This window comes from Streptomyces sp. NBC_00078 (genome assembly GCF_026343335.1).
Classification (GTDB): domain Bacteria; phylum Actinomycetota; class Actinomycetes; order Streptomycetales; family Streptomycetaceae; genus Streptomyces.
The window spans coordinates 15,779-41,930 of sequence record NZ_JAPELX010000001.1; the positions used below are offsets into that span (position 1 = coordinate 15,779).

Annotated in this window: 26 protein-coding genes and 4 pseudogenes; 12 read left to right on the plus strand and 18 right to left on the minus strand. The window is 67.8% G+C overall.

Annotated features, from left to right (window positions below):
- Positions 1 to 17: 17 nt before the first annotated feature.
- From OOK07_RS00080 to OOK07_RS00095, 4 genes are all read right to left on the minus strand, one after another.
- Positions 18 to 1,394: an MATE family efflux transporter gene (locus OOK07_RS00080; RefSeq protein WP_266794561.1), complete on the minus strand. Its 1,377-nt coding sequence runs from the start codon at positions 1,392 to 1,394 to the stop codon at positions 18 to 20.
- 74 nt (positions 1,395 to 1,468) lie between these two features.
- Positions 1,469 to 5,116, minus strand: a complete 3,648-nt coding sequence (locus OOK07_RS00085; protein WP_266794562.1) for an SDR family NAD(P)-dependent oxidoreductase — start codon at positions 5,114 to 5,116, stop codon at positions 1,469 to 1,471.
- Between the two features lie 27 nt (positions 5,117 to 5,143).
- A complete protein-coding gene (locus OOK07_RS00090) occupies positions 5,144 to 5,977 on the minus strand; it encodes an ACP S-malonyltransferase (RefSeq protein ID WP_266794563.1) in 834 nt (277 codons plus the stop codon).
- Positions 5,978 to 6,049: 72 nt separating this feature from the next.
- Positions 6,050 to 7,081, minus strand: a complete 1,032-nt coding sequence (locus tag OOK07_RS00095; RefSeq protein WP_266794564.1) for a hypothetical protein — start codon at positions 7,079 to 7,081, stop codon at positions 6,050 to 6,052.
- 292 nt (positions 7,082 to 7,373) lie between these two features.
- Between OOK07_RS00095 and OOK07_RS00100 the strand changes: the two genes are divergently transcribed.
- The gene (locus OOK07_RS00100) at positions 7,374 to 8,090 is read left to right on the plus strand and encodes an IclR family transcriptional regulator (protein ID WP_266794565.1); all 717 of its coding nucleotides are present in this window, start codon (positions 7,374 to 7,376) and stop codon (positions 8,088 to 8,090) included.
- Positions 8,091 to 8,108: 18 nt separating this feature from the next.
- Here the strand turns inward: OOK07_RS00100 and OOK07_RS00105 are convergent, their stop codons facing one another.
- Entirely contained in the window at positions 8,109 to 9,029 is a 921-nt protein-coding gene (locus OOK07_RS00105) for a ParB/RepB/Spo0J family partition protein (RefSeq protein WP_266794566.1), read from the minus strand.
- Positions 9,030 to 9,535: 506 nt separating this feature from the next.
- Here OOK07_RS00105 and OOK07_RS00110 point away from each other — a divergent pair.
- The 3 genes from OOK07_RS00110 to OOK07_RS00120 are packed head-to-tail and all read left to right on the plus strand — an operon-like array spanning position 9,536 to position 11,752.
- Positions 9,536 to 10,039 carry a hypothetical protein gene (locus OOK07_RS00110; protein WP_266794567.1) on the plus strand — a complete coding sequence of 168 codons (504 nt, stop codon included), beginning with the start codon at positions 9,536 to 9,538 and terminating at the stop codon, positions 10,037 to 10,039.
- A 37-nt stretch (positions 10,040 to 10,076) separates the two neighbouring features.
- Entirely contained in the window at positions 10,077 to 10,601 is a 525-nt protein-coding gene (locus OOK07_RS00115) for a hypothetical protein (RefSeq protein WP_266794568.1), read from the plus strand.
- Positions 10,598 to 11,752, plus strand: coding sequence for an MAB_1171c family putative transporter (locus OOK07_RS00120; protein WP_266794569.1), 1,155 nt, complete (start codon positions 10,598 to 10,600; stop codon positions 11,750 to 11,752). Before OOK07_RS00115 ends, OOK07_RS00120 begins: the two co-directional genes overlap by 4 nt.
- A gap of 19 nt (positions 11,753 to 11,771) precedes the next feature.
- On the opposite strand, the gene OOK07_RS00125 is transcribed toward OOK07_RS00120, so the two are convergent.
- Together OOK07_RS00125 and OOK07_RS00130 are read right to left on the minus strand one after the other, a co-directional pair.
- Entirely contained in the window at positions 11,772 to 12,587 is an 816-nt protein-coding gene (locus OOK07_RS00125) for an SDR family NAD(P)-dependent oxidoreductase (protein WP_266794570.1), read from the minus strand.
- Positions 12,588 to 12,887: 300 nt separating this feature from the next.
- Positions 12,888 to 13,277, minus strand: coding sequence for a helix-turn-helix domain-containing protein (locus OOK07_RS00130; RefSeq protein ID WP_266794571.1), 390 nt, complete (start codon positions 13,275 to 13,277; stop codon positions 12,888 to 12,890).
- 144 nt (positions 13,278 to 13,421) lie between these two features.
- On the opposite strand from OOK07_RS00130, the gene OOK07_RS00135 reads away from it, so the two are divergent.
- Positions 13,422 to 13,550 (plus strand): hypothetical protein, encoded by a 129-nt coding sequence (locus OOK07_RS00135; protein ID WP_266794572.1) that lies wholly within the window; start codon positions 13,422 to 13,424, stop codon positions 13,548 to 13,550.
- A gap of 165 nt (positions 13,551 to 13,715) precedes the next feature.
- Here OOK07_RS00135 and ltrA read toward each other — a convergent pair whose 3' ends face one another.
- The 6 genes from ltrA to OOK07_RS00165 all read right to left on the minus strand — a co-directional run bounded on the left by ltrA (position 13,716) and on the right by OOK07_RS00165 (position 18,086).
- The gene (gene ltrA, locus OOK07_RS00140; protein ID WP_266794573.1) at positions 13,716 to 14,741 is read right to left on the minus strand and encodes a group II intron reverse transcriptase/maturase; all 1,026 of its coding nucleotides are present in this window, start codon (positions 14,739 to 14,741) and stop codon (positions 13,716 to 13,718) included.
- Between the two features lie 573 nt (positions 14,742 to 15,314).
- The gene (locus tag OOK07_RS00145; protein ID WP_266794574.1) at positions 15,315 to 15,611 is read right to left on the minus strand and encodes a transposase; all 297 of its coding nucleotides are present in this window, start codon (positions 15,609 to 15,611) and stop codon (positions 15,315 to 15,317) included.
- Between the two features lie 18 nt (positions 15,612 to 15,629).
- Positions 15,630 to 16,037: a hypothetical protein gene (locus OOK07_RS00150; RefSeq protein ID WP_266794575.1), complete on the minus strand. Its 408-nt coding sequence runs from the start codon at positions 16,035 to 16,037 to the stop codon at positions 15,630 to 15,632.
- Positions 16,038 to 16,783: 746 nt separating this feature from the next.
- Positions 16,784 to 17,170: a VOC family protein gene (locus OOK07_RS00155; protein ID WP_266675676.1), complete on the minus strand. Its 387-nt coding sequence runs from the start codon at positions 17,168 to 17,170 to the stop codon at positions 16,784 to 16,786.
- 67 nt (positions 17,171 to 17,237) lie between these two features.
- Positions 17,238 to 17,588, minus strand: coding sequence for an antibiotic biosynthesis monooxygenase family protein (locus OOK07_RS00160; protein WP_266794576.1), 351 nt, complete (start codon positions 17,586 to 17,588; stop codon positions 17,238 to 17,240).
- A 51-nt stretch (positions 17,589 to 17,639) separates the two neighbouring features.
- The gene (locus OOK07_RS00165; protein ID WP_266675680.1) at positions 17,640 to 18,086 is read right to left on the minus strand and encodes an anthrone oxygenase family protein; all 447 of its coding nucleotides are present in this window, start codon (positions 18,084 to 18,086) and stop codon (positions 17,640 to 17,642) included.
- 90 nt (positions 18,087 to 18,176) lie between these two features.
- Between OOK07_RS00165 and OOK07_RS00170 the strand changes: the two genes are divergently transcribed.
- Positions 18,177 to 18,755 carry a TetR/AcrR family transcriptional regulator gene (locus OOK07_RS00170; protein WP_266675682.1) on the plus strand — a complete coding sequence of 193 codons (579 nt, stop codon included), beginning with the start codon at positions 18,177 to 18,179 and terminating at the stop codon, positions 18,753 to 18,755.
- Between the two features lie 625 nt (positions 18,756 to 19,380).
- Here OOK07_RS00170 and OOK07_RS00175 read toward each other — a convergent pair.
- The 3 genes from OOK07_RS00175 to OOK07_RS00185 form a co-directional block, all read right to left on the minus strand.
- Positions 19,381 to 19,644, minus strand: a complete 264-nt coding sequence (locus tag OOK07_RS00175; protein ID WP_266794577.1) for a hypothetical protein — start codon at positions 19,642 to 19,644, stop codon at positions 19,381 to 19,383.
- Positions 19,645 to 20,239: 595 nt separating this feature from the next.
- Positions 20,240 to 20,443, minus strand: a complete 204-nt coding sequence (locus OOK07_RS00180) for a hypothetical protein (protein ID WP_266675686.1) — start codon at positions 20,441 to 20,443, stop codon at positions 20,240 to 20,242.
- 181 nt (positions 20,444 to 20,624) lie between these two features.
- Entirely contained in the window at positions 20,625 to 20,819 is a 195-nt protein-coding gene (locus OOK07_RS00185; RefSeq protein ID WP_266794578.1) for a hypothetical protein, read from the minus strand.
- Between the two features lie 115 nt (positions 20,820 to 20,934).
- On the opposite strand from OOK07_RS00185, the gene OOK07_RS00190 reads away from it, so the two are divergent.
- From OOK07_RS00190 to OOK07_RS00200, 3 genes and pseudogenes are all read left to right on the plus strand, one after another.
- The gene (locus tag OOK07_RS00190; protein WP_323182905.1) at positions 20,935 to 21,243 is read left to right on the plus strand and encodes a hypothetical protein; all 309 of its coding nucleotides are present in this window, start codon (positions 20,935 to 20,937) and stop codon (positions 21,241 to 21,243) included.
- A pseudogene (locus OOK07_RS00195) lies at positions 21,215 to 21,731 on the plus strand (DUF6879 family protein). Before OOK07_RS00190 ends, OOK07_RS00195 begins: the two are co-directional and overlap by 29 nt.
- 14 nt (positions 21,732 to 21,745) lie before the next feature.
- Positions 21,746 to 22,429 (plus strand): annotated as a pseudogene (locus OOK07_RS00200) (helix-turn-helix domain-containing protein); the annotation flags it as partial.
- A gap of 70 nt (positions 22,430 to 22,499) precedes the next feature.
- On the opposite strand, the pseudogene OOK07_RS00205 reads toward OOK07_RS00200, so the two are convergent.
- Positions 22,500 to 22,634, minus strand: a pseudogene (locus OOK07_RS00205) (IS5/IS1182 family transposase); the annotation flags it as partial.
- A gap of 48 nt (positions 22,635 to 22,682) precedes the next feature.
- Here OOK07_RS00205 and OOK07_RS00210 point away from each other — a divergent pair.
- From OOK07_RS00210 to OOK07_RS00220, 3 genes are all read left to right on the plus strand, one after another.
- Positions 22,683 to 22,976 (plus strand): hypothetical protein, encoded by a 294-nt coding sequence (locus OOK07_RS00210; RefSeq protein ID WP_266802323.1) that lies wholly within the window; start codon positions 22,683 to 22,685, stop codon positions 22,974 to 22,976.
- A 169-nt stretch (positions 22,977 to 23,145) separates the two neighbouring features.
- On the plus strand, positions 23,146 to 24,765 hold the full coding sequence (locus OOK07_RS00215) for an ISAzo13 family transposase (protein WP_266794579.1): 1,620 nt from the start codon (positions 23,146 to 23,148) through the stop codon (positions 24,763 to 24,765).
- Positions 24,766 to 24,796: 31 nt separating this feature from the next.
- Positions 24,797 to 25,645, plus strand: coding sequence for an alpha/beta hydrolase (locus OOK07_RS00220; protein WP_266794580.1), 849 nt, complete (start codon positions 24,797 to 24,799; stop codon positions 25,643 to 25,645).
- Between the two features lie 314 nt (positions 25,646 to 25,959).
- Here the strand turns inward: OOK07_RS00220 and OOK07_RS00225 are convergent.
- Positions 25,960 to 26,103 (minus strand): annotated as a pseudogene (locus OOK07_RS00225) (IS5/IS1182 family transposase); the annotation flags it as partial.
- Positions 26,104 to 26,152 lie beyond the last annotated feature (49 nt).

A 26,152-nucleotide genomic window follows, 5' to 3' on the forward strand; every position in this document is an offset into this window, starting at 1 on the left:
CCTCGGGCAGGCGGGACTCAGGTGGTGTCGGGCTGGACGGGTATGAGCCGCCCGGCGTCCCGGAGGTACCGGCGGACGGTGAACGCGGTGTAGGCGAGGCCGACGAACCAGCCGATCGGGACCGCCCAGATGATGCCGTCCAGGCCCAGCGGCCCCTTCAGGGCCGACGCGGTCGGGACGCGGACTACCAGGAACGACAGCATCGTGCACACCAGCGGGAAGACCGTCCGGCCGATGCCGTTGAAGAAGCCGTGGACGACCGCCATTGCCGTGTAGAGGAGGAAGAACGGATAGCTCATGAGGATGTACGACCCGACGATCCCGCGGACCGAGGCGTCCGCGGTGAAGGCTCCGGCGATGCCGTGCCGTACCAGGATCACCAGCACGGACTCCGCGAGGGTCGCCCACAGGCAGATACGCAGCGCCTCCAGGAGGACCCTGCGGGCCCGCTCGGTGTCCCCGGCCCCCACGTACCGGGCCACGAAGACCGTGACCGCGCCGGACAGGTCCAGATAGAACCGGCCGGCCAGGGTCTCCAGGCGGGCGGCGATGCTGAACGCGGCTATGGCGGCCGTTCCGAACGGCGCGATCAGCGACGTCAGCACCATGGTGCCGAGGGAGAGCATGACGTGCTGGATGCCGACAGGGAAGCCCAGCCGGAGCGAGGAGCCGGCCTGCCGGGCCAGATCGCGGAGGGTGCTGCGGTAGCGGTGGATGCCGTGCCGGCGGGCCACCAGCACCAGCCCCGCGAGGAAGGCCACGGAACTGGCCGCCACGGTGCCCAGGGCGGCCCCGCGCACTCCCATCCCCAGCACGGCGACGAAGCTCCAGGCGAGCCCGATGTTGAGGAGGCTGCTGAACACCATGATGTACATGACGGTGCGGGAGTCGCCGAGCCCGCGCAGAAAGCCGCCCAGCGCACCGATGCCGAACACCCCGACGAAACCGAGGGAGAGGGTGCGCAGATAAGTTGTGCTGCCGTCGGCCACGGCACCGTGGATCCCCATCAGACGCAGGAAGAAGCCCGTGGCGGCGAAGACCAGGGCGATGCAGAGCACGGCCCAGACGACGGCGAACGCCGCCAGGCCGATCACGGCGTCCTGCCGGCTCTCGGCCCGGCCGGAGCCGGTCATCCGGGCGAACCGTATGGCGAAACCGCTCACCAGCCCGAGGAAGACGGCGTTGACAAGGTAGAAGATCGGCTGGGCGGCGCCCACGGCGGCGAGCCCGCCGACGCCGACGTAGTGGCCGACGATGATACTGTCCGCCAACAGGTAGGACTGCTGTACGTAGTTGGCGACCGACATCGGGAGGCTGAATCCCAGGAGCGATCGCCGCTCGGAGTGTTGCTTTATGTCGTTCTGTGTCTTGCGTTTCAGTAGGTCTTCGGTCATGTGACCCCACCTTTTGCGAGCCCGTGGGCCGGACCGGACTCGACTCAGTCCGGTCCGGTCGGTTCGGCGCCCCACTACACGGGGCTCTCCTCCGCTGCTTCTTCCCGCATCAGCTCGACCGCGTCCGCGACGGCGGAGACGGTGCGCTCCATCAGCAGGTCGGCGGCGTCGAACTCGATCTGCAGGCAGGTCGCGATGTTGGACGCGACGGTGGTGGCCATCAGGGAGTCGCCGCCGATGTTGAAGAAGTCGGCCTCGACGTCGAGCGTCGGGTAGCCGAGGGCGTCGGCGAAGCAGCGAGCGACGGTGGTTTCGGCCTCGCGGTAGACGCCGTCGGGGCGCCCGGTCAGCTCCACCGAGACCGCGTCGATCTGCTTGCGCTTCTGTTCCGACGCGATGCGCAGACGGTCCCTCAGATCGCTCTCGGCCTGCTTCATCTTCGTGTTCACGGTGGAGCCGAGCACCATGTCGAACGACTTGAAGATGTGCACGAGGTTGCCGTCGTAGTTGACCTCCCCGGCGAACGCACGGCGCCGACGGGAGCGCAACATCCTGTCGATGATGCCCATGCCGGTGTTGGTGTAGACCGCCTTGAAGGTCGTGTCGAGCTTACTCCCGTAGTCGACGGCCATGCCGACTTCTCGCCAGGCGACCCAGTCCACGGCGACGACATGGCAGTCGTCGCGCCGGCCCATGCAGGCGAGGGTGTCCAGGTAGTAGTTGCCGGCCGCGTAGTCACCCTGCCCGGAGGACGGGAAGACGACGGCGACCGACGAGAAGTGCAGAATGAAGTCCGGACTCACGTCTTCGGTCGCTTTGTTCAGGACGTAGGCTCCGTGGATCTTCGGCCGAACGACATCGGCGAAGTCCCGCGGATCGCGCAGCGAGATCAGATTCCGCCCGGGGATGCCGGCCGCGTGCACGATGCCGTCGATCCGGCCGAATGTGCGCTGTACGTCCTCGACGACGGCCCGCAGCGCGTCGGGGTCACCGGCGTCGGCCGCGTACACGTGGACGCGCGCCCCCATGCCCTCGATCTCGGTCAGGGTCCGGGCCACCCGGGCCGGCTTCCCGTCGGGATGGGTCGCGATCAGCCGCTGCCAGTCCGCCCGGTCAGGTGCGCCTGAGCGGCTGACCAGCACGAGGTCGATGTCGGGCTGGAGTGTCGCGAACATCTCGCTGACGGCAAGTCCGATGCCGCCCGTACCACCGGTGACGAGATAGGTGCCGCCCGCCCGGAGGTAGTCCTCCTCGGATCCGGTGCCGAGTTCGGGGAGTTCCTCGAAGACCTCGTGGTAGGAACGCCCCTCGCGCAGCAGGTGCAGACCGGGTTCCGGCCGGGTCATCTCACGCCACAGCAGGTCGGGGGTGACGTGCTCGTCCACGTCCTGGACCCGGGTCTTGAGGTAGGGAAACTCACGTCCGATCACCTTGGCGAGGCCGGCAAGCGCGGAGTTCTCCGGCGCGGCGACGGCCGCCCCGTCCGTGAGGGCGCAGGCCCTTCGAGTGAGGGCGACGATCCGGCCCCGCACCCCGGTGTTCATCAGGGCCTTGCTCAGCAGGAACAGACTGTAGAGGTTCTTGGTGACGCGGTGGTCCAGGGCCTGGATGTCGGGCGCCTCGGTGTCCTCCAGGGCGAGGGCGTGGACGATGTGGGTGTATCCGCCCCTTAGGACGCGGGCGGCGACCTCCTGGAGGCCCTCCTCCGTGGCGGAGAAGGTGCCCGCGGTGATGTCGGCGCCCGACGCCACGAGTCGCAGGATGTCGAGGTCCCCGGCGGGCGGTGTCCCCAGCAGGGCCTCGGCATCGGTTGCCGGATCGACGAGAGCCAGCGCCCGCACCATGCCAGGCCGGTCGTCCGCGAGGGGCTCCTCCTGGAAGACGATGTCGTGAGTGACGGGATTGTCCTGCTCACGGGGTGCCGCGCCGGTGGAGGTCCGCTCCGCCCAGGTGTCCGGGAACGGCGACCAGCAACGGCTTTCATCGAAGGCGTAGGGCGGCAGCTGGACGATGCGGCCGGCCGCGGTGCCCGCGTGCTCGTTCCATACGACGTCCTCACCGCGTACGTAGCGGGCGAGCGGTGAGTCGTCCGGCTGTGCCGGTCCGGACCAGTCGTCCAGGTTCGAGTACACGGCCGGCAGCTCGGCGCTCCGGCCCTCGATCAGCGCCCTGAGTGCGTCGCGCAGTTCTCCGATGCTCGACACCGGCAGGGCCAGGCGGTGCCGATGGGCGGAGCGGGAGACACGGGCGGTGTGGCAGACGTCGCGCAAATTCAGCCGGTCGGCGGCCTCCGTGCTGAGGAAGCGGGCGTAGGTGTCGGTGAGCAGTCGCAGCGATCGCTCGCTGTGGGCGCTGAGTGTGAAGATCTGCGGGCCGTCCACGGCCTGCCGGGCAGCCGTCTCCGACTCCTTCGGGGCATCGCCCAGGACGACGTGGCAGTTGGTGCCCCCGATGCCGAACGCGCTGACACCGCAGTAGCGTTCCCCCCCGGCCGGGTTCCAGGGCTCTGCGGTGGTGGGGACGTAGATCGGGCCGTCCGCGAAGTCGATCTTCGGGTTGGGCTTTTCGAAGTTGGCCATGGGCGGCACTGTCCCGTTCTTCACGGTGAGCGCGGCCTTGATCACCCCGATGACGCCGGAGCCCTCGAACAGGTGCCCCACGTTGGCCTTGGCCGTGCCGACGGCGCAGAACTGTTTGTCTTCGGTATGCTGGCCGAACGCCCCGCGGAGCCCTTCGAATTCGATGGGGTCGCCGATGCGTGTCGCCGTGCCATGCACCTCCACGTACCCGACGGTGCGCGGGTCGATACCGGCGTCGTCCCAGGCCTCGAGCAGCAGCCGGGTCTGGCTCGCCTCGTCGGGGGAGGTGATCATCTCCGAGTGGCCGTCGTGGTTGACGGCGCTGCCCTTGATCGTGGCGTAGATCTGGTCGCCGTGTTCGCGGGCCCGGTCGAGCCGGGTCAGCACGAGCGCGCCGGAGCCCTCACCGAAGCCGGTGCCGTCGGCGCGTTCGTCGAAGGGGCGGGTGAGACCGTCGGAGGACTCGATGCCGATGTTGCGGTCTGGGCTCTTGAGGGGGGCGAGGAAGATGCGGGCACCCGCGACGACGGCCAGGTCGCAGTCGCCGGCCAACAGGGCGTTCTTGGCCTGGTGCAAGGCGACCAGGGTGGCCGAGCAAGCCGAGTTGATGACCATGCTGGGCCCGTGCAGGTCCAGATGATAAGAGATCCGGTTGGCCAGCATCGTGCCCATGTTCCCGGTCAGGCTGAGCGGGGTCAGGGACGGGTCGGCCCGGGTCAGGAAGTCCACGTACGTCTGCCCCGGGTTGACGGAGTAGCCGACGAAGACGGCGGTGTTCTGGTCCTGGATCCGGGCGCCGGTGTATCCGGCGTCCTCGAGGGAGAGATAGGCGTTCTTCATGAGCATCCGCTGGACCGGGTCGGCCATGGCGCCCTGCCTGGGTGTCATCCCGAAGAACTCGTAGTCGAAGTTCGCGATGTCGTCGAGGAAGTAGCCGTCGTGGAATTCGAGCGAGGTGTCGGCCGACGGCTTCACGGCGACACTGCGCACGTACCGTACATAGTCGAGGATGTCCTTCTTGCGGTTCTCCGGGAAGGGTTGGCTCACGCTGCGACCGGAGACGACGAGGTCCCAGAACTCGTCGGTGTTCTTCGCCTGGGGAAGTTCGACCGACATACCGACGATGGCAATGTCACATGTCATTCCTGCTCCTTGTCCGCGGGTATGGGGTCAGTGGATCTCGCTGTCGAGTCTGGTCAGGGTGGTGCCGTTGACTTCGCTGAACTCGGTTACACCGAGCTCCCGCAGGGTCCGAACCGCCCCGACCCACTGCACCGGGGTGCTGATCTGGCTGCTCAGCAGGTCACGGGCACCGGTGTGGTCGACGATCTCGCCAGTGGCGGACGACACGACCGGAACATCACCCGGTTTGAAGGCGCACTGCGCGAGCACCTCGTCGAACCGCAGCCGGGCCGGGTTCATCAGGGGGGTGTGGAACGGGCCACTGACGTTGAGGGGTGTCACCTTGGTGGCGCCGCTCCTGGCGGCCGCCTTGCCGAACGCCCGCACTCCGGCTCGGTCCCCCGCCACCACCAGCTGCCGGTCGGAGTTCCAGTTGGCGAGGTAGACGGCCGCCACCCCTTCGGCGAACAGCAGGGATTCGACCTGTTCCCGGGTCAGTCCGATGACGGCAAGCATTCCGCCACCAGTGACGCCGGCCATCGCCTCCGCGCGCCGCCGGACGAGTTCCAGCCCGTCCGTCAGCTCCAGCATTCCGGCCGCGACCAGGGCGTTGTACTCGCCCAGGCTGTGTCCGGCGAAGTACTCGAAGCCGTCGGGTTCACCGTTCTCCCGCAGGTGCAGCAGGGCGTTGACAAAGTAGATGGCGGGTTGTGCGTAGCGGGTCTGCCGGAGTTTTCCCTCCGGGTCCTGGAGGCACAGTTCGGCCATGGAGTAGCCGAGTATCTCGTCGGCCTGCGCAATGAGTTCGGGGAAGTCTTCGAAGACGTCCTCTCCCATTCCCTTCCGCTGGGCACCCTGGCCGGGGAATATCCTTGCACGCACGTGAGTCTCCTCTTTCTGTACGCTCTGCCGCCGTCCTGCGTGACATCGGTGCGGGACCGACAGTGATCGCTGTCAGTGCGTGGCAGGACCGGGGAAGCGCACCGCTTCGACGCCGGCGCCCTGGAACATGTCGACCTCGCGCATGAGTTGTCCGAGCGCGCTCGACTCGCGCCGCTTGAGGGCGGACAGGCCGCGTCTGATCCGGGCGTCCACGGCGGGCGATCGCTCCACGTGGTTGAGTGTTGCCTCGTCGAGCAGCGCGCACAGGGCCTTCATGTTGCGCCGGTAGGTTTCCCGGAGCCGGTCCGAGTGCCGAGTGTGCCTGAGGAAGCGGCAGAACTGGATGCGTGCTCCGGCCAGCATGGACAGGCAGTTGAGTCCAGGGGCGCCGAAGACCTCATGGGCTTCGCGTTCCTCGGCCAGCCGGTCGTGGAGGAAGTCGTAGATCTCGAACTCGTCCCCCAGGCCGAGGATGTTCTTCGTGTACGCGTCGCTGAAGTGGCCGGGGCCGGACGCGTCGTCTCCCGTTTCGCGCAGTACCAGGATATCGGTGAACCACTGCTCGGGGTCGGCCTCCCAGCCGGCCCGCACGGTACGCCACGGCACGACGAAATCGGTGAATTCGTGATTGTCTGTCGCGTCGTCCCGGATGAGCAGTGCGGTGACCGGGTCGTTCACACCACAAGCGAGAAAGGAATGCGGCAGGAACCCTGAGCGGGGAAGTCCCATTCGGTCAAGATAATCAGCCTGGTACTCGAATTCGGCTCGGGGTGCGAAGAAGGAAACCGGTTCGTCCCGGTCGACGCCTTCCGAGACCAGCTCCAGGAATTCATCGGCACTGACGCGTTCCCGTCGCTCCGCGACAAATCCGAGATTCCGCATGTCGTCTTCGTCTGTATAGGGATAGGGGTACGACCAGCGCAGTTCCTTCTTGAGGTAGCAGTGCTCGAAGACTCGGTGCGAGTCGTACAGGGCGCGGTAGTAGAGAAGTTCTGCTGCGGGCGTCTTCGCTGCTATCAGCGCCAGCGTTTGATGTACTCGGCAGTTGAGGTGTACGGCCGGATCCTGGCTTACGATCCGGCTCAGGCTCCTGATGCTGTGCATACCTTTCGGATGCGGCATATGGGTCCAATACTCCGTCCGGGGCTCAGGCCGGCAGGGGAATGCGACTGGATCACTTCAGATACTGCACGCATCGGAAGTTGCCGAGCAAGTGATTTCAACTCACAACAATCCTTGCTCATTTTTCCTTGGAATGGGCTTCGACGGCACGGCGTTTCATTGGGAACTCTTTGCCCGGCGGGCCGCCGAAGGTCCGTTGAATCCCCTCCTCAGCGCGTTCGGTGCATGGCACACTCACGCCCGCAGTGCCGTCGAGACCGCAGGAGGCCGCAGCATGCCGGGTCACATCCAGTCCCTGTCCCGCGCCGCCGCGGTGCTGCGGCTGCTCGCCACGGGTGAGCGCCGGTATGGCCTGACCGACACCGCCGTATCCCTGGGACTCCCGAAGGGAACCGTCCACGGCATCCTGCGCACGCTCCAGCAGGAGGGTCTGGTCGAGCACGACACGGAGTCCGGCACCTACCAGCTGGGCCCCGAGCTGGTGCGACTCGGCGGCAGCTACCTGCGTACGCACGAGTTACGGACGCGGGCACTGGCCTGGGCCGACGACCTGGCCAGGGCCACGGGTGAAGCGGTGCACGTGGGGGTGCCGCACCCTGCTGGCGTGCTGATCGTCCATCATGTCTTCCGGCGCGACGACACACGCCAGGTGCTCGAAACGGGACGCGTGCTGTCCGGCACGGGGACCGCGCTCGGCACGGTGCTGGCCGGGCACCGCTCACGGGCCGGCGACGCCTCGTCAACGCAGCATGAGGTGCCACGAGTTGTCCGGGAGGCCGACTGGGCCTGCGCCCCCGACCCGGTGCGGCACGGCATGATGTCGGTCGCCGCTCCTGTCTGCGACCGGAACGGGACGACCGTGGCCGCCGTGAGCGTGACGGGGATCGCCACCCGCGTCCGCGCGAACACGGCCGTGCGCGACCGGCTGGTCTCCTCGGTCAGAAGCTGTGCCCGTGCCATCTCGTACGACCTCGGCGCCGATCACCCGTAGCAGGATGCGGCCCGACCGTCAGCTACGGTCCTCCAGTTGCTCCGCGAACTCCAGCCACCGCTTGGCGCAACCCCGGGCCACCTGAACGACCGACGCGGTGCGGTGTCCGGGCACGGCCTCGACGAACTGCCGGGCCGTGTCGCCCTGGAGCACCAGCGGGACGCTCAGCATCTGCAACAAGGCCCTGCCCGCCTCGGTCAGCCGCAGCGACGGGTCTTTCCTGAGCTGCGTCACCAGCAGCCCCATGTCCGCGTCGCCGGTGCCGGGCACCGGCTCGGTGCCGGGTCGCGACGCGGGGCCGGCAGCCGTGCCGGGTTCCCGGAACCGGCGCGGGACGGGGTCCTCGCCGCGCCGCACTCGCTGTCTCACGTCGCGGGCCGTGGCCAGCGCGATCCCGGCGTCCGTCGCGATCTGCCGCAGTGTGGCGCCGGGCCGTGCGGCCAGCAACAGGCCGGCCCTTCTGCGGCCCTCGGCCGGGTCCACCGGGCGCAGCCGACCGTCCATGCCCCGTCGGGTGTTCAACTGTTCGCTCTGATCAGTTGAACGCTTGCGTACCGCCGCGACGGTGCCAGCGGTCACCCCGGCCGCCGAGGCGACCAACCGGTCCGACCACTGGGGATGGGCGCCCAGTATGCGCACCACGGCAGCCGTGCGATCGGCCCGGGTCAGCGGCAGCCCGCGGGTGGTGTTCAGCCGTACCGCCTCGACGAAGGCGTCCTCGGCGCTGCCCTCGAAATAGCGGACGTCGATCCGGTCGTCCCCGCGCAGCCGTGCGGCATGCACCCGGTGCACTCCGTCGATGACGCGAAGTGTCGGCCGGTGGACGACGACGGGCGGCAGTGGTGCATCGAGCCGGGCGAGTTTCCGCACGTGGCCCGTGTCCACTCCGCCGGTGCGCGGCGAGTCGGCGAACTCCAGTACCCGCAGCGGCAGTGTCATCACCGAGGACCCCTCGCCCGGGTCTGCCCAATCCCCGTCCGCAGCTTGGCTCGTGGTCTCCGTCGATCGAACTAAGCCCACCGACACGACACTTCCTTCCAGCGAGGTGAAGGGGCCGAGAGGTCCGTTGCATACCGCGCCCGCGTTGGAGAACGACGCTAGACAGCGGACGACGGAGCGTCAACGCATCCGCCACAGCGGATGGTTCGGCTTCGGCCACCGCACCACGACGGCTTCGTGCCCGCGCGGATCCGGGTACGGCCCGCCGCTGCCGGGGGCTCCGACCGGATTACCGTCGCCACTCCGTGTCTGCGCGACGGGGCCCCTATCCCTTGTGGACGGAATATTCGCGACGACAACCGCTCCGATGTTGTCCTGAAACCGCTTACCGCCCGGCGCTCGACGGTCCAGACTGAAGGCCGGTGGCTCCGTCCACTCCAGCGGACACGGCCGCGCCGCTCCGGGACCCCTGCAGGACCAGGGCTTCGTTGCTTGAGAGGCGACTTATGGACAGTGCTGAGTCAGTTCCCGGGGAGACGGGTCGGCCCCTTCTCCACAACCTGGACGAACGACTCAACGGTCTGATCACCGCCCTGTACCCCGCCGAGCGTAAACGTCCCGGCTACGCCCGGCTCGCCCGGATGATCCGGGAGACGACCGGCGGCACGATCTCGGCAACCTACCTGTGGGAACTCGCGACCGGCCGCAAACGCAATGTGGCGCTGGAACAGCTCGGTGTCCTGGCAGAGTTCTTCGGCGTCCCGCTGGAGTACTTCATCAACGACGAGGTCTCGCGCCGGGTCGACGCGCAACTGGCCCTGGCTGTCGCCCTGCGCGACACCAGGGTGCGCAGCCTCGCCCTCCGCGCCGAGGGTCTGTCCCCCGCGAGCCTGGACGCCCTCCTCGCCATCGTGAACGAGGCCCGCCGCGTGGAGAAGCTGGACCGGGTCGGAGAGGAGGACCACGACCCCGACGGCCGGCCGGGCCGCCCCAAGACCACGAGGCCCTGATTCCCCCTCCTCCTTGAAAGGCCGCCACGCGCACCCCATGCCGAACGGATCCCTCCAATTACGCCGCCGTTGTCAAGCGCTGATCGACCAACTGGATCTCCCCCACACCCTGTCCGTCGAGGCTCTGTGCCGCCATGTCGCCGTCCGCCGCGCGAGACCGCTGCGTCTTCACCCGCTGCCGTCGGAGGCGGCCGCCCAGGGTGCCTGCGGACTGTGGCTGGCCACCGACGCCGAGGATCACATCTTCTACGAGCGGCGCACCGCCCCGCTCCATCAGGAGCACATCGTCCTCCACGAGATCGGGCATCTGCTGTTCGACCACCACATGGTGGCTCTGGACGGTGCGGTCGGCTGGGACGAACTCCTGCCTGATCTCGACATGCGAGCGGTGCGACGGCTGCTGCACCGGACGAACTACGCAACGGACGAAGAGCAGGAGGCGGAGCTGCTCGCCAGCCTCCTCGGCAGCCGCATGAACAACCCGCACCGCGGGCGACCGGGCGGCACCCTCGGCCGACTGGAAGTGGCCATGGGCGTCGACCGGCCGTACGGTACACCGTGACCAACGACGCGGCCTCGCTCGGAACCGCGCTCGGACTGCCCAGCGTGCTGCTGCTGTGGATCGCCGTCCTGATGCGCAGCCCGTCCGGTCTGCGGGCGGCGCCACAGCGTGCCGTGTGGCTGGCCGTGACCACGGCGGCCGCGGCCATGACGCTGGACCTGCCGGCCGTCATCGCGGCGGCCGCCCGGCACAGCGACGCGAACGTGGTCGCCGTGAGCCGTAACGTCCTGGGCGTGCTGTCCGCGGGAGCCGTGCTGTACTTCGTCGCCCAGGCCACGGTCGGCGTACGACAGCTCGGAATGGCTCTCGGCCTCGCGATCGGCACCGTGCTGGCCGTCCTGCTCTCGCTGGACTTCGCCGCCCTGCCGCACCTGCGCATCGTCGTACCCGTCACCGGGCCCCCGGCGCCCTCCCTGTTCTACTGGCTCGTGCTCATCAGCACGCACCTGGTGGCGAACGCCCTGTGTGTCCTGCTGTGCCTTCGCTACGGCAGACCCTCCGGCCGCGGCTCCCTGACCGTGAGCCTGCGTCTGTTCGGCCTCGGTACGGCCCTGGTCGGCGTCTACTGGCTCGGGTATCTGATCCGAGTCACCACCGGCGGGCGCTGGCCGCTGCCCTGGCTGCCCCTGCTCATGGATCTGCACGGTGTGCTGCGCGCCCTGGCCATCCTGGTGCCGACGTTCGCCCTGCTGGGACGCGCTCTGTCGAACATCGCCGTCGCCTGGCGTCTGTGGCCGATGTGGAACGATCTGGTCACCGCCGTTCCCCAGGTGGCCCTGGCCAGGCCGCGGCACCGGATCTGGGACGTCCTGTGGCCGCGCGTCCCGTACAGCGTGCTCTCCTACCGCAGGGTCATCGAGACGCGGGACGCGATCCTGGCGCTCACCGACTACGTCTCGCCGATCCACGCCGCGGCGTCTGCATCCGGGCCGCCGAGGCAGGGTGAGCCCGTCGCCCCGGACGCCGAAGCGCTGGCCAGCCTCGTCAAGAGCGCCCGACACGCAAAACTCCAAGGATTCGCGCCGGTGCGGCAGCAGGTCGGCCTCAGCTCTTCCGGTAGCGCGGATCTCGTGGACGAGACGGCCTTTCTGCTGCGCATGGCCAAGGCGTACCACTCCGATCCCCCGCGCACCGAGGCCGTTCGCCGTTGAACGCCGCCGCGTCCGTCCGTCAGTGAACGGCCTCCCGGCCTTCCATACGGAAGCGGAACGGCACCGTTCCCGGGTCGAGCGCCGTGACGCCACCGTCCACCGTGAGGGTCGCGCCATTGACGAAGGACGCGGCGGGCGACAGCAGCCAGGCGATCGCCTCGGCGACCTCGGACGGGTCGCCGGGGCGGGCGGTGGGCACCAGTTTCGTGGCTTCCGCGTACGCCTCGTCGACCCCGCCGTCCAGTTCCTCCTCCGCCGCGAAGCGGGCCATGCGTCCGTCGGCCATCTCGGTGCGCACCCAGGTGGGGCACACGGTATTGGCTCGTACCCCCTGGCTGCCGTAGTCGACGGCCACCGAGCGGCACAGCTGGAGGAGCGCGGCCTTGGAGGTGGCGTACGCGGCGTTTCCCCACCCGTTGCGCAACGCCGAGACGGAGGCGACCGCGACGACCGCGCCACGGGCCGCCAGCAGGTACGGAAGGGCGACGCGAAGCATCAGGAACGGGCCGGTCAGGTTGGTGCGCAGAACCTCGTCCCAGGTCTCGTCCGACAGGTCGCCGACCGCGCCGCCGCGGCCGATGCCCGCGTTGAGGACAAGCCCGTCGAGCCTGCCGTAGCGGGAGATCACGGTATCGACCAGGTCCTGGATCGCCGTCGGGTCCGAGAGGTCGCCGGGGTGTGCCAGGGCGCCGGTCTCGTCGGCCAACTGCCGCAGCGGCTCGGGCCGCCGTCCGCCGATGACGACCTGGTGTCCGGCGGCCCGCAGTAAGCGGGCGGTGGCGGCACCAATGCCGGTACCGCCACCCGTGACTACGACAACGCGTGCTTCGGCCATGGCCGTTGGGGCTCCTCACCGGTCGGGGATCTGGCGTGGTGATCCTAAATGGTCTGCGTCGTAAATCCTTCGGGGGGTTGATCATGTTTCCGAGGCAGCCGAGGATTCACCGCTTCGACATAGGCCGCGCGGACAAGAGCCATCTGGCCCTGGGACACGGCGTCCACTACTGCCTCGGCACCCTTCTGGCCCGCTTGCAGCTCCGTTTCGCCTTCACCTGCTCTGCTCGGCCATGTCCCTCACCTGAAACTTACCTACGGAGCACCACCTTCAGGTTCCACGCTCTGCGTACGCTGCCGGTTACGCTCGACAACAGGTGGCCCGCTGAACCTTCCCCAGTAAGCACCTGTCATTCGCTGTGATCGCGATGTCAGCGCTGCACTGCGGCCGGGCGTCGAGTTCCATGGGCGGTACGGTCGAAATCGCCTCCATGACGGTCTGTCGGTCGACGCCGTGGCGCTCTGCCAGGGACCGGGGCAGCAGCCTCTCGCCCGCGCGGTGATCACGGCGGATCGCGTCGAAGAGTTCGGCGGGCGGCTTGGTCATCGTCTGCTCCCTGGTCTCGGTCAGCGGGTTGTCGGGGTGGAACGGCCGGGCCGCGTGTTGCCCGGCCGAGCGCGGGGTTCGTCCTCTCCGCGAGCCGGGCGCCGGGAGTTCGTGCAGCGCGCAGGTGCGGGCTGCTTCGGTCACGGCCGTCTGGTCCCAGGGGCTGAGCCGCAGCGGGCCCTCGGCTCGGGTCGGGCGGTCCAGATTCCTGAAGCAGCCTGCGGCCCACGTCGGTATGCCTGCCTGACGGCCGGGTTCTGTGAGGGTGTTGGTCCCTGGCGTGGTGGAGTGGGGCAGCTGGGCCTGCAGGCGGCCGGTGAGGATGCGCAGGGCCAGCGCCGCGGCGTGGACGGGGTGGGCGATGCGTGCGTGCAGCCGGTGCGCGAGGAGCGTGGTGTGCTCGTCCGGCTCGAGTGAGAAGCGGCCGGCCGCGGGCAGCGGGCAGCGGGCAGCGGGCAGCGGGCAGCGGGCAGCGGGAGCACGGTGGCATCCAGGCGGCGGGAGGCCGCTTGGAGGTTGGTGCGGCTGCCGGCGACCGGTCGGCCGACCGCGACGACGAGCCGGGGGTCAGCATCGAGAACATCATGAAGATCTGGACCCGTAGCCGATGTGCATGTGGAGCCGCCAGGAGCGGACCTCCGTGCTCATCTTCTTGAGGGCTTCCTTGCTGGGCGCCGGAAGGAATGAAGTGAAGATCTTTCCGTTCCGGTCTCGCGCTGGACGACGCTGGAACGTGAAACCGAGGAAGGTGAACGATGTTGCCACGAAACCGTCGTGGCGCCCGTCTCTTCCGCAGTACACGATCCGGGTCTTGGCCGGGTGTAGTTGCAGGCCGACCTCTTCCATCCTGTTCCCGATCGCCTTCAGGACCACACGGGCCCGGCGCTCGGAGTCGCAGTGCACGACCGCGTCATCCGCATAGCGTTCGAACTGGACGTCCGGAAAGTTCCGGGTGAGCCACAGGTCGAACGCATAGTGCAGGAACAGATTCGCCAACACGGGAGAAACCGCCGATCCCTGTGGGGTTCCGCGATCCCGCTGCCGCAAGGTGCCGTCGGGCAGTTGCAGTGGAGTGGCAAGCCAGCGCTTCACATACAACACGACCCACGCGGCATCGGTATGGGTCTCCGCCGCCTTGATGACGAGGTCCCAGCGAACGCTGTCGAAGAATTTGGAGACATCGAGATCGACGGCCCACTTCTTCTTCCAGCACCGCCGCCGGCATGCCTCAACCGCGTTCAGAGCCGACCTGCCCGGCCGGTAGCCGTAGGAGTCCGGGTGGAACACTGGCTCCACCCGCTTCTCCAGATGAGCGGCCACCACCGTCTGGGCGATTCTGTCCGCGACCGTGGGCACACCGAGCAAACGAACCCCGTCGCCATGCGACTTCGGGATTTCCACGCCTTTCACCGGAGGGGGAAAGTAGCTTCCCGAGGACATTCGATTCCAGATCTTATAGAGGTTCCTCTTCAGATCCTTCTCGAACTCCTCGATCGTGCAGCCGTCCACCCCCGGAGCACCCTGATTGGCCTTGACCTTCAGGTATGCCTCCCAGACCTCCGTCTTTGATATCTCGAACGACTTGATCTGTGACTTCAGCTCGCCCACGCAGCTCCTCCCAGGGAATTCCTGGTTAACCGAACAAACGAACCACGGACAATCCGGCCCCTTCGCTCCGCTCCCACCGCGCCCAGCAGGAGGTTCACCGCTACTACGAACCGGTCCGCCAACACACTTCGCATCGGTACTCAGTTCCTCACGGGTTGTCCGCTTGGAAGGCTCCCTTTCACAACACCGCGTGAAAAAACGCAGTGTTGAGGCATCGAAGTGTGTCTTCCCACGTTCCGCACGAAAGCAGCAGACCAGATTCACGTCGCCTCCACGCCGGGCACCACCTGGCCAGTAAACGGGTTTCCGCCAGACTCATCCCGGGCCAAAAAGTAACACCCGGTTCTGGTGCCATTTCATCAATAACGACGCGTCAACAGCGATCCCCTGCAAGGGGACTGCGCTCCGTCTCCCTGATCCCCACCTGACGTCTCACGGACGCCTTTTCCACAGTCGCTCACCACGGTCGCGTCACCGCTTCCGCAGCATGTGGCGGTTTGAAGCCTCCCCCCGCAGGGCGACTCCGAAGGGCCGAAAGTCCTTCATCTCTCGTGCAGCACCGCGTTCAGCTACTCAACTACCGCAAGCAGCCTCCCGCGTTCGTGGCACACCTTTTTTCAGGAAGGTGACTTCCATCTCCAGCTCGCGGTTGCGTCGTTCGAGTTCCTTGAGGCGCGCCCGCTCGTTCACCGTCAGTTCCGCATCGGGAGCCGGTTCCTGCTGCTTCTCGTACTTCTTCACCCAGCCGCGCAGCGTCTCCGGGTTCAGCTCAAGCTCCCGGGCAACTTCGGAGATCGTCTTGCTCGACCTCAACGCGATCTGGACGGCTTCCTCGCGGAACTCCGGCGAGTACTTACTGGGTGGCGCCACTTCTTCCTCGTTTCCTGTTCAGGACAACCCTATTGGGTCCCTGTCCGGAAACCTCGGGGCACCCCACTGCGCGCCGCCGGCCCACGGCTGGGCAAGTCTGCGGAACGCGGCCGAGGTTCGCACGACGGCATCCGCCGACTCGTCGCCGTCAAGGAGTTTCGCGGGGAACCCGCCGTAGACGTCCAAGGTGATCACACACGCCCACTCCATCAGCTTGCCGACCGCTCGAGCGTCCGTCGCCACGCGATCCAGCAGAACCGACCGGCACCCCTGACAGCCGTCCAGCGTCGCGTCGTACAACTGGTCCATCACAGCAGCCCGCGTCCCAAAGTCCGGCACGTAATACTCCGAGGACGCGACGAACCGTCGACCACGGTCTCCCGCGTGATCGTGCACGTGATCGGCGGCAGCGACGAGCTTCTCCACAGCCCCTCCCAAAGCAGTCCTGTCCGTCCGGCCCATCGTCTCGTCGTTTCAAGAGCCCCCTCCCCCAAAAGCGACGAAACCGCCACACGGCGGCCGATACTTCGGTATGAGGTCGACAGGGACAGCGTCAGCCCGCCCTGCCCTTGCGAACCCAGCGACCAGGCCACAAGATCGCGCCCGTTCCGATCAGCGCCCAGATCCTCAGGAGTTCTCACTGGATCCGCGCCCTTCTCAATCAACCTGCACCACAGCAGGTCAGAGCACATACAGAGGGACGCACTCCGTTCTCAACTATCTGCAACCCCCCAGCTCACAGAGTGCCCCTGATGCATCCTCGATGAGAAGTCACAGCAGGCCAACGCCTTGAGTGGACGCCACCGGGGCCAGGATGAAGGACAGCCCGAGGTAGAGGACGAACAGGGCGCAGGCGGTAACCAGGAAGGTGTTGACGTTCCTCAGCGACATGGTGCTTCTCCTTCGTTGTTCAGACTGGGGTGGGACAGGGTTCAGCGGCGGGCGTAGCTGGGGCGGCCGATGACGTGCCAGATGACCCGGACCGGTGCGGGAAGGGCGGACAAGACCGCCTTACTCGGGGGCATCCGCAGACCCGCACACCAGAAGTGCTTCGCAGTGCTGCCTGCAGACGGGGGGAACGGACACTGACGTGGCTGACCGGCATCGCCGCGGCTGCGAACGCAATCCCGCTGTCACCAGCGAGGGCGTGATCCGCTGGGCCGCCACCGGCCTCACGACCGGGCACCGCCCGGGGTGAGGATTTCCATGAGATGTCCGTCGGGGTCGCGGAAGTAGGTACCCCTGCGGCCTTCGGTGCGCTCGCTGCGGTAGATCTGCCCAGTCTCTTGGCATGCGGGATCGGCGTAGTGGGTGATTCCACCGTCCTGTATGCGGGCGAAGGCGGCGTCGAACTCCTCCTCGCTGACCATGAATGCGTAGTGGTGTGGCTCGAAGTCGTCCAGCTGGTCGTAGTCCAGGCTGACTTGGTTGGCCAGCGTGACCGGAATGAAGTGCGCCAGCGGCGGGTCGACGCTGAGACCGAGGATGTCGGCCAGGAACTGCGCCGAGGCTTGCGGGTCACGGGCGGGGACGATGGTGTGGTTCAGTTCCACGGTCATAGTGACTCCTGTTCAGGGACGGGCTGCGCGAGGTGGGGTGCTGCCCTCCCCGGCTGCGGTTGCCGTGTCACACGTCGATCTGCTCGAAGATGTGCGGGTACGACACGATGTCGTCGGGGGACTCGGCCACCATGCGCTGGAACTCCGGGCGGCCGAACGCCGTGGCGAGCGCCTTGGTCGACTCCCAGACCGCGACGTTCATCAGAAGGCGGCTGTCCGCCGTTCCCTGGTGCATCCGCAGGCAGACGAATCCCGGCTGAGCCTTCATGAACTCGGCCTGCCTGTGAAAGAGGGCCAGGAACGCTTCCGTCCTCTCCTTTGGGACGACGAAGGTGTTGGCCAGGACGATGGGCCCGGTCCTCTCCTTGAACTGCGCGAACATCGGAGTGTGCGGGTCGAGACTCTGCAGCGTGGCCATTATCGGTACGTCCTCTCGCTGTCGGTCAGTGGGTGTCGTGAGCCCGTGGGCTCAGGTGAGGGCTGTGACCAGCAGGGTGAAGGCGCCGACGATGACGGCGACGCGGACGTAGTGGTAGCGGTCCCAGCGCTTCATCTGCTGCTTCCAGTCGGCGGGCCGGTTCTCAGGGGTCCAGGTCTTGTTCCGGTTGTTGATCGGAACGAGCAGCAGGATCGACATGACCACGCTGAGGAGCAGCAGCGCGCCGGCGGTGACGACGAGGCCGGTGCCGCGGTGGTGCCACCCGGCCCCAGCCCAGAGCGCGACGAGGACGAGCGAGCCGATGTACCAGACCGGCATCACGGCGCCGAGCATCCGGCCGCCGTGGGAGTGGGCCTGTTGATTGCTGTCCTCCGGGAGGGCGTTGAAGATCGGGTTCATGACGAAGGCGACGGAGAACTCCACCCCCACCATCAGACCGACGGCCACGGTGGTGACGACCTCGAGTGTGCTGAGCATGACGACCCTTCCGGGATCTAGCGTTGCTAGCTGGTGAGGCCACGCTAGCGCTAATGCCGCTCTATTGTCTAGCGGTGCTAGGATCGAATCATGTCGGTACAGGAACGCAAGCAGCGGGAACGGGCGGAGCGCGAGCGCCTCATCGTGGCGACGGCGCGCGAACTCGCCGAGCAGCAGGGCTGGGACGCGGTCACCACCCGCCGTCTCGCCGAGCGCATCGAGTACAGCCAGCCCGTCCTCTACAGCCACTTCCGCGGCAAACGCGAGATCGTCGGGGCCGTCGCCCTCCAGGGCGCCACCGAGATGGCCGTGGCGGTGCGGGCCGCGACCGCCGCCGCGGACGGCCCGCGCGCCCGGGTGTACGCCCTCGCCCGTGCCTACCTCGACTTCGCCGCACGCAACCCGGCGGTCTACGACGCCCTCTTCCAGCTCGACGGCGGTCTCGCGTACGCACAGCAGGACACCCCGGAACCTCTCAAGGACGCCTTCGCCGCGCTGCTGGAGAGCCTGGGCGAGGTCGCCGGTGACGGCATCCACCCGGGACTGTTCACCGAGGTGTTCTGGGCGTCCTTGCACGGGGTGGCGACCCTGACCCGGTCGGGACGGCTGCCGCCCGAGGAGACCGAGGCGAGGGTGAAGCTGCTGGTGGACCGGCTCCCCACCGTCTGACGCACCGCCCCGCCACGAACGCAGCGAGGACCCTCGGACCCCGCCGCCGCCTGCCCGCGGCACCGCTTTTGGTCACTCACGCCCACACGGCCCAGCCGCAGATCGCCGCGACCCGTACCCCAGACGGGCACCCGCGACGGAAGCTGCGATGCTCATAGAGCACGACCCGACACCCGCCCTGACGCCGCGCCATTCACCGGTGCCCTGGTCGTCCTGGTCGAGGTGGACGGTCGCCGGGTCGCACAGCGGGCGCAGGCCCCCGCGCCGGGCGGCGAAGCTGCAGCGGCCCAGGCAGCTGAGGTTGGCGAGCTTCCGTGGGGAGACCCGGGCCACGTCCTCGGCCAGGACGCCATGCTCCCGCCCCTAGCCACCAGACCGCCCTCCCCCAGTGCTTCAGGCCCGTCCCCAGACCCGACCATTCCGCGGCCACCCGACCACGAACCCCACCACGGAGGTCACCGCACCACACACCATGCGGCCAAACCCGGGCGTAATGTGACGGGCGTCCAGGCGAGGAACGGCAAGTCGACCATCCCCTGACCGCCGAACGGCGGGCGGCTCGCACACGGCTGACGGGGCCCGTTCCGCCTCTGATGGCGGCCCGGGCCCCGCTCACCAACGAGCTCTAGCGCTGGAACGCGGCGTCAGCTCCGCCGAAGCTGTCCTTCTGGCCCAGGTCCAGGTTCCCTTCGGTACCCAGGCCCGCGGCCTGGTCGTCAAATGCGGGGCCCTGCCAGTCCTGGTTCACCTGGCTGCTGGTCCCGAAGCTTTCCTGGCTGCCGGTCCCGAAGGCGCCCTCGTCACCGGTGTCAGCGTTGGCAGCGGACGCGCCGCCCAGGACGACCAGGGCCCCCAGAGCGGTAGCGGCAACGGCGATACGGATACGCATGGATACTCCCGAGAAGTAGATGCTGTTGTCCCATGAACATCACCCTCAAAACGACAGAGAGTAACCAGGAGCCACTCAGACGAGTGACGCCCGCCCCGCCAGCACACGCCGGTTTCCCTCGGTGCGGCACGCCAGAAACCCAACCCCCGGCAGCCTGCCACCACCGTCCCGTCCGGTGGCACCCGCAGGCGTCCTGCCCCGACCACGACAGCCCCCACCGCGCCGCGCGCAGCAGTTGAAACAGCCAACCGGTCCGCCTGCGCAGACCTGCGCGTCGCCCCCGCCTGGCTGCACCGCACGCGCACCCTGCGCAGAGGGTTCGCGTCCTGGTCACGGCAGCCCATGCACAGTCCATCGCGCAGAGCTGCCGCCATACGCAGCCGGCACCACTCCACCGCCGCGCGGATGCCCGGCCGGGTTTGAGCGCCTGTAGACCCGTTGCCGGTGTTTGTCATTGAGCCGACAAGGCGCACGATGGCCACAGAGACGTGAAAAGCCCCGCCCGTCTGCCACGGGGGCGGGCAGGCGGACGGGGCCGCCGGGGGGTCCACTCCGGCCGGCCTGCTCGAAGCCGCCGGCCGGAGCCACCGGGGCCTCAGCCCTGCATCTGCGCGGCCCAGACGCGGGTCATGATCCTGAGTAGTTCAGGGTCGATAAGGTCCACGTCGTCCAGGTGATCGCGATGAGCGTAGACGTCCTGCCCGGGGCCGGAGTTGCCCATCTCGTGCGCGACCACGACGGCGTCCGCCGGGTCCGTGATCGGTTCGTCGCAGGCCCGGCACACGCGCGTCCCGATCACGACGTTCCGCCCCGTCCGGGCCGGTGGCACAGGCAGCCGCATCGGGACACCAGCACGATCCCGTTTGAGTGCGGCAGCGGGACGTCCCGGCTTTGTCGGCACTGGCCGTGCAGGTTGGCGTAGCCGCGTCTCTGCGCCAGCGAGCATTCCGCCGACAGCGTCCGTTCCTCGATCGGGGCGCTCATCGTTCGGCCGCCTGGTGGTGGCTGCGCATGGCGATGTTGCAGTCCGTGACCCCGGACAGGTTGCCGTCCCGGCGGGCCACTCCTCGCTCGCGGTGCAGCGCGCCGCACGCGTCGCAGCCGCGCACCGGCTCGGGTTCGGTTTCGGGAAGGCCCACGTGCACCGGCCCCGCCTGCGTGGTTATGACGTCCATCCCGCGACGCTAGAAACACCTCCGGAGCCGGGGCCATGAACTTGCATGAGCTTGCACGTCAATGTTCCTTTGCGGCAGGCGCTGTTGACGGTATTGAGGCAGGCCACGAAGGCTGGTGCGCGCAAGCCTGAGCAAGCCCGGGGACACGGAAGAATCGGAAGGGACCGTCACGGCCGTTGAGTTCGTCGGGATCGACCCCGACACCGACCGCGATCACTGCCCTACCGTGTGGGCGGACCCCGAGGCGCAGGAGGTTGTACTGCAGGGCTGGAAACCTGACGAGGCGACCTGGGCCGCGTGCGAGGCATCGAGCCCAGCACACGGCCCCGTGCCGGAGACCGAGGCGATCATCCGGATCCCGGCCCGGATGATTCCGATGATCAGAAAGGCGTGCGATGCCGTCGAGCGGGCCCACGTTCGCTGATCTCCTGGACGGCTGCCATCACGGGGCCGTCCACCTGGAGATGCGCGACGCATACGCTGCGACCGAGCGGTTCGAGGCGTGGCGGCGCGGCGAACGGATCAACTGGCAGGATCGGGCGTCGTGGTGGCACCCCTACGACCAGACGATCGCGGACGCGGTCGGCCGGGACGTGGTCATCCGGCGGGGCCCGGATCGTGTCCGAGCCGGTAAGTGAGTACATCCGCTGGGAGCACTTCGTGACCCGCGAGCTGCTCGAGGCGGGCGAACAGGTTGGCTGGCTGCCCCGACGCCGGACGACGGACCTGTCCCTGCCCGGCAACGACTTCTGGCTCTTCGACGGCCGGCTGGCCCGTGTGCACCACTTCGACGGTGACGGCGCGCTGGTGAACGACGAGTTCACCCATGACCCGGGCCTGCTCAAGCACCTGTCGGCGGCCTTCGAACTGGTCTGGGAGCGCGCCGTCCCGCACGAGCCGTACCGCATCTGACGAACGGCCGGCCCATGTCCCCGCACCCGTCCTCCAGCGTCCAGCAGGCGCGCGCATCGCTCGCGGCGCGCCTGCTGGAGATCCGTCTGGACGCGCAGATCACCAAGCGTGAACTGGCCGCACGCTGCTCCTGGCACGAGTCCAAGAGCTCACGCATCGAAAACGCCCGCACACCGCCATCCGACGCGGACATCCGGGCCTGGTGCACGGCGTGCGGGGCGGCCTACCGGGCGCCGGGCCTGATCGCCGCCAACCGGCGCACCGAAGCCATGTACGTCGAGTGGCGACGCCTTCAACGCACTGGACTGCGCCGCCTCCGGGAGTCCGGCGCGGGACTCTACCAGCGCACCCGCCTGTTCCGGATCTACTGCTCGGACGTGGTAGCCGGCTTCCTCCAAGCACCCGGCTACGCGAGTGCACTCCTGACTTCGATCGCCGCCTTCCGCGGCACACCGGACGGCGTCAGCGCGGCAGTGCAGGCGCGCATGCGGCGCAACGTGGTCACATGCCAGGGCGACCACCGCTTCGCGTTCATCCTGGAGGAATCCGTCCTGCGCTACCGGATCGGCGACACCGACACCATGGCCGCCCAACTCGGCCACCTGCTCTCGGCCATGGCTTTGCCGTCCGTGTCCCTCGGCGTCATCCCCTTCACGGCCGCGCGGACCGTATGGCCCATGGCAACCTTCACCGTCTTCGACGACACGCGAGTACACGCCGACACCCTGGACGCCGTCACAACCCTCACCCACCCGGCCAAGTCACCCTCCACGGCCGGCCTCGGCGGAACGTGTCCGCTCCCTCGCGGCGCAGGGCGGTCACCAGCTTGCCGAAGCAGCGAGGGCTCAGCCCTGTGAACGGGCCTATCCAGGACGGCTGTGACGCCGTGATCACACCAGCCACGAGAAGATCGTCCCACCGCGCTGCGAACCGCCCGAGACGGAGGCACACATGGAGACAGACTTGGTCAGTCGCTTGGAGGAGGCGGCGGATCGTTTCGTGACCCCCCTGCGCATGAACGAGGGGTTCGATGAGCAGGCGCTCCTTCAGCTGCATGAGGAGATCGATCGGTGCGGGACGGCGTGGAGGGGAGCAACCCACGTCCCGAAGCGTGCCGCGTTGATCCTCGCCGAACTCTCCCCAGCGATCGAGGCTTGCGCCTGGCTGTACGAAGGGGACATGCGTCAGCGGATCCAGGAGGCCGGGGTGATGATGTCAGAGGCAGTGATCGCTGCTCTGGACTGAGCGCCTCCCACGCCGCCGTGCCACGCACCTACCTGTAGGCACCAGCGGGAAGATGCACGAGCGGTGCAGCACAACAGGCGCTACAGACGAGTCCAGTGTTGCGGGACAACTCTTAGGGCTTGCAGATCATCAAGGTGTTGCTTCCCGTTCCGTGGCTCGTTGATGTGGTATGCGCATTCCGGACGAGATCTGTGCCCAAGTCACCATGAAGTTCGGGGTGTTGTTCCCGCATCTGGATGAGCGGCAACGACGGCTGCTCATGGCCGCAGAGGCCCGTGCGCTGGGACACGGTGGCGTTCGGGCCGTCGCGCGGTCGGCCTCGGTGAGTGAGACCACGGTCCGCAAGGGCGTGTCCGAGTTGGAGGCCGGCGAGGAGCCTCTGGGACGGGTGCGGCGGCCGGGCGGAGGCCGCAAGAGGGTCGCAGATCTCGATCCGGGGCTACGGCCGGCTCTCCTGGCGCTTGTCGAGCCGGACGAGCGAGGCGATCCGATGTCGCCGCTGCGGTGGACGGTGAAGTCGACCCGCACGTTGGCACAAGAGCTCTCCCGGACCGGTCACAAAGTCAGTGCGAACACCGTCGCGGACCTGCTGCGGGAGGAAGGCTTCAGTCTGCAGGCCAACGCCAAGACCATCGAGGGAAGCCAACATCCCGACCGAGATGCCCAGTTCCGCTATCTCAACGAGCAGGCCCGTGATCACCGGGACGCTGGCCAGCCGGTAATCAGTGTGGACACCAAGAAGAAGGAGCTCGTCGGCGAGTTCAAGAACAACGGCCGCCAGTGGCGGCCTGCGGCTGATCCGGCGCCGGTGAACGTCCATGACTTCGCCGACCCCCAGCTGGGCAAGGCCGTCCCGTACGGGATCTACGACCTTGCGGCGAACACCGGCTGGGTCAACGTGGGCACTGATCACGACACCGCCGCATTCGCGGTGGAATCGATCCGCCGCTGGTGGTGCGGCCAGGGCCGGGCTGCCTACCCGCAGGCGACGCGACTGCTCATCACCGCCGACGCGGGCGGCTCGAACGGCTACCGCACCCGGGCCTGGAAGCTCGAACTCGCCCGGCTCGCGGCCGAAACAGGACTGACGATCACCGTGTGCCACCTGCCGCCGGGCACATCGAAGTGGAACAAGATCGAGCACCGGCTCTTCTCGCACATCACCATGAACTGGCGCGGCCGCCCGCTGACCAGCCATGAAGTCATTGTCCAGTCCATCGCCGCGACCACCACCCGCACCGGACTGCGTGTCATGGCCGAGTTGGACACCAACGTCTACCCCACCGGAGTCCAGGTCGGCGACGCGGAGATGGCGTCCCTGCCACTGACCCGACACGCCTTCCACGGCGACTGGAACTATGCCCTGCACCCCCAGCCCTGCCCAGCACCCCGGGCTTCGCACAAACCGGCCCCGGAGTGGGACCCCGCTTTCCTGTCTGACCCCGCGCTGACCGGCATGTCCCGGCAGCAACTGAGCGATCTCACCAACACTTTGGCCCTCCACGGCGACGTCAAGCGCGGCCGCCCGCCCCGGCTCGCCTTCCCCGACCAGGTCCTGGCAGCCGTCCTTCACCTGCGGGCTGCCCTGGCCGCAGAGCCCCTCGCCGTGCTGTTCGACAGCAGCCGGACCGCTATGCACCGCACCCTGCTGAAGATCAGGACGCTTCTGCAGGCGCACAGCATCGTCATCCCGCCGGCGGCCACTCCGCCCTCTGCCCTCGCTGCGCTCCAGGCTCGGGTTCGAGCCCTGAGTAGCGACACCAGCAGCATGATCAAGACAACGCGTTAATGATCTGCAAGCCCTTAGCTAGGGTGCGGACGTGACCATCGAGCTGCCCTTTCGTCCGCTCCCCATCGACCAGCAAGACGTTCGCTACGCCTACGGGCCCGATTCGGATAGGAAGCCGGGCGTCCCCGCCGGCTCGACCGTGGAGTTCGACTGGTGCGAGAGCACGATCTACCCCGGCACCACGAGGCGGTACTGGGTTCATGTGCCCGCGCAATACGACCCCTCCGAACCCGCGTCGCTGATGGTGTTCCAGGACGGATGGTGGTACCTGGATCCGGACGGGCAGGTACGCGGCGCCATCGTGTTGGACAACCTCATCCACCGTGACGAGATCCCGGTCACTATCGGCGTCTTCGTCGACCCCGGCGTACTCAAGAACGCCGAACAATCGAAGAACCGCAACGCCGAGTACGACGCGTTCGACGACCGCTACGTCACCTTTCTCCTGACTGAGATCATCCCCCAGGTCACACGGCGCTACTCGATCGCCGAGGACGCCGACCAATGGGCCATCTGCGGAGGCAGCAGCGGCGGCAACTGCGCCCTCACGGCTGCGTGGATGCGCCCGGACAAGTTCCGGCGAGTCATCTGCTACCTCTCCAGCTTCACGCAGATGCCGAACGGAAACCCGTACCCTGCCCTGATCCCCAGCGCACCCCGCAAACCGCTACGAATCTTCATGCAGGCAGGCCACCGCGACCTCAATTGGAACGGGCCCGAAAGGAACTGGCTCGCCAGCAATCTGCGTGTGGCAGCCGCCCTCGCGGAAGCGGGCTACGACTTTCGTCTCGTCCTCGGCGACGGTGGCCACAGCCCCAACCACGGCGGAGTCCTACTTCCCGATGCGCTCCGCTGGCTATGGCGCTCAGCTACGACCTGACGAAACCTGCCCGAACGATCACTCCAACCGAACTGCACCCATCATCTGAGCGAAGTCCCGCACGAGTCCATGGGTTTGCTGCAGCCCCGGGCAGGCGTCAAGTACCGTCTTGAGCTGCCAGTTCTCGTCCTCGGTGAGTGTGTCGGGGTACCAAGTGATTCAGCCGACGACGGTGCGGACCGAGAGCGCCGCGGCGGCCCGGGCGGGTGCGTCGGGCCACTGCAGGCGGCTGCGGGACCAGCTCGCAGGCTGCTGCAGGGCACCGGATGACCGCGGTGGACGAGTTCCTTGCTTAACCCCGACCGGCAATTGGATCACTTGAGGCGTCGGGTGGTGGGGCGGCCGTCCCAGCGGTAGCGGTTGGTTGCTCGCCGGATGAACATACGGAGCGTGACCAGAGCGGCAGCCAGGGACAGGTAGAAATCAACGATCCCGCCGCTCTTCTCCGTGCAGTGCCGGGTTTCGGCGCCCGGGACGTGCCCGTCCCGGGCGCCGGACACGCCGCAG

Excerpts from the sequence above, each read along its gene's own strand:
- OOK07_RS00185 (WP_266794578.1), bottom strand. The coding sequence starts at position 20,819 with ATGGACGTCATAACCACGCAGGCGGGGCCGGTGCACGTGGGCCTTCCC.
- OOK07_RS00125 (WP_266794570.1), bottom strand. The coding sequence starts at position 12,587 with ATGGCCGAAGCACGCGTTGTCGTAGTCACGGGTGGCGGTACCGGCATT.
- OOK07_RS00105 (WP_266794566.1), bottom strand. The coding sequence starts at position 9,029 with ATGACACTGCCGCTGCGGGTACTGGAGTTCGCCGACTCGCCGCGCACC.
- OOK07_RS00170 (WP_266675682.1), top strand. The coding sequence starts at position 18,177 with ATGTCGGTACAGGAACGCAAGCAGCGGGAACGGGCGGAGCGCGAGCGC.
- OOK07_RS00115 (WP_266794568.1), top strand. The coding sequence starts at position 10,077 with ATGCCGAACGGATCCCTCCAATTACGCCGCCGTTGTCAAGCGCTGATC.
- OOK07_RS00100 (WP_266794565.1), top strand. The coding sequence starts at position 7,374 with ATGCCGGGTCACATCCAGTCCCTGTCCCGCGCCGCCGCGGTGCTGCGG.
- OOK07_RS00080 (WP_266794561.1), bottom strand. The coding sequence starts at position 1,394 with ATGACCGAAGACCTACTGAAACGCAAGACACAGAACGACATAAAGCAA.
- OOK07_RS00210 (WP_266802323.1), top strand. The coding sequence starts at position 22,683 with ATGGAGACAGACTTGGTCAGTCGCTTGGAGGAGGCGGCGGATCGTTTC.
- OOK07_RS00175 (WP_266794577.1), bottom strand. The coding sequence starts at position 19,644 with ATGCGTATCCGTATCGCCGTTGCCGCTACCGCTCTGGGGGCCCTGGTC.
- OOK07_RS00160 (WP_266794576.1), bottom strand. The coding sequence starts at position 17,588 with ATGGCCACGCTGCAGAGTCTCGACCCGCACACTCCGATGTTCGCGCAG.
- OOK07_RS00095 (WP_266794564.1), bottom strand. The coding sequence starts at position 7,081 with ATGCACAGCATCAGGAGCCTGAGCCGGATCGTAAGCCAGGATCCGGCC.
- OOK07_RS00110 (WP_266794567.1), top strand. The coding sequence starts at position 9,536 with ATGGACAGTGCTGAGTCAGTTCCCGGGGAGACGGGTCGGCCCCTTCTC.
- OOK07_RS00155 (WP_266675676.1), bottom strand. The coding sequence starts at position 17,170 with ATGACCGTGGAACTGAACCACACCATCGTCCCCGCCCGTGACCCGCAA.
- OOK07_RS00215 (WP_266794579.1), top strand. The coding sequence starts at position 23,146 with ATGCGCATTCCGGACGAGATCTGTGCCCAAGTCACCATGAAGTTCGGG.
- OOK07_RS00085 (WP_266794562.1), bottom strand. The coding sequence starts at position 5,116 with ATGACATGTGACATTGCCATCGTCGGTATGTCGGTCGAACTTCCCCAG.
- OOK07_RS00165 (WP_266675680.1), bottom strand. The coding sequence starts at position 18,086 with ATGCTCAGCACACTCGAGGTCGTCACCACCGTGGCCGTCGGTCTGATG.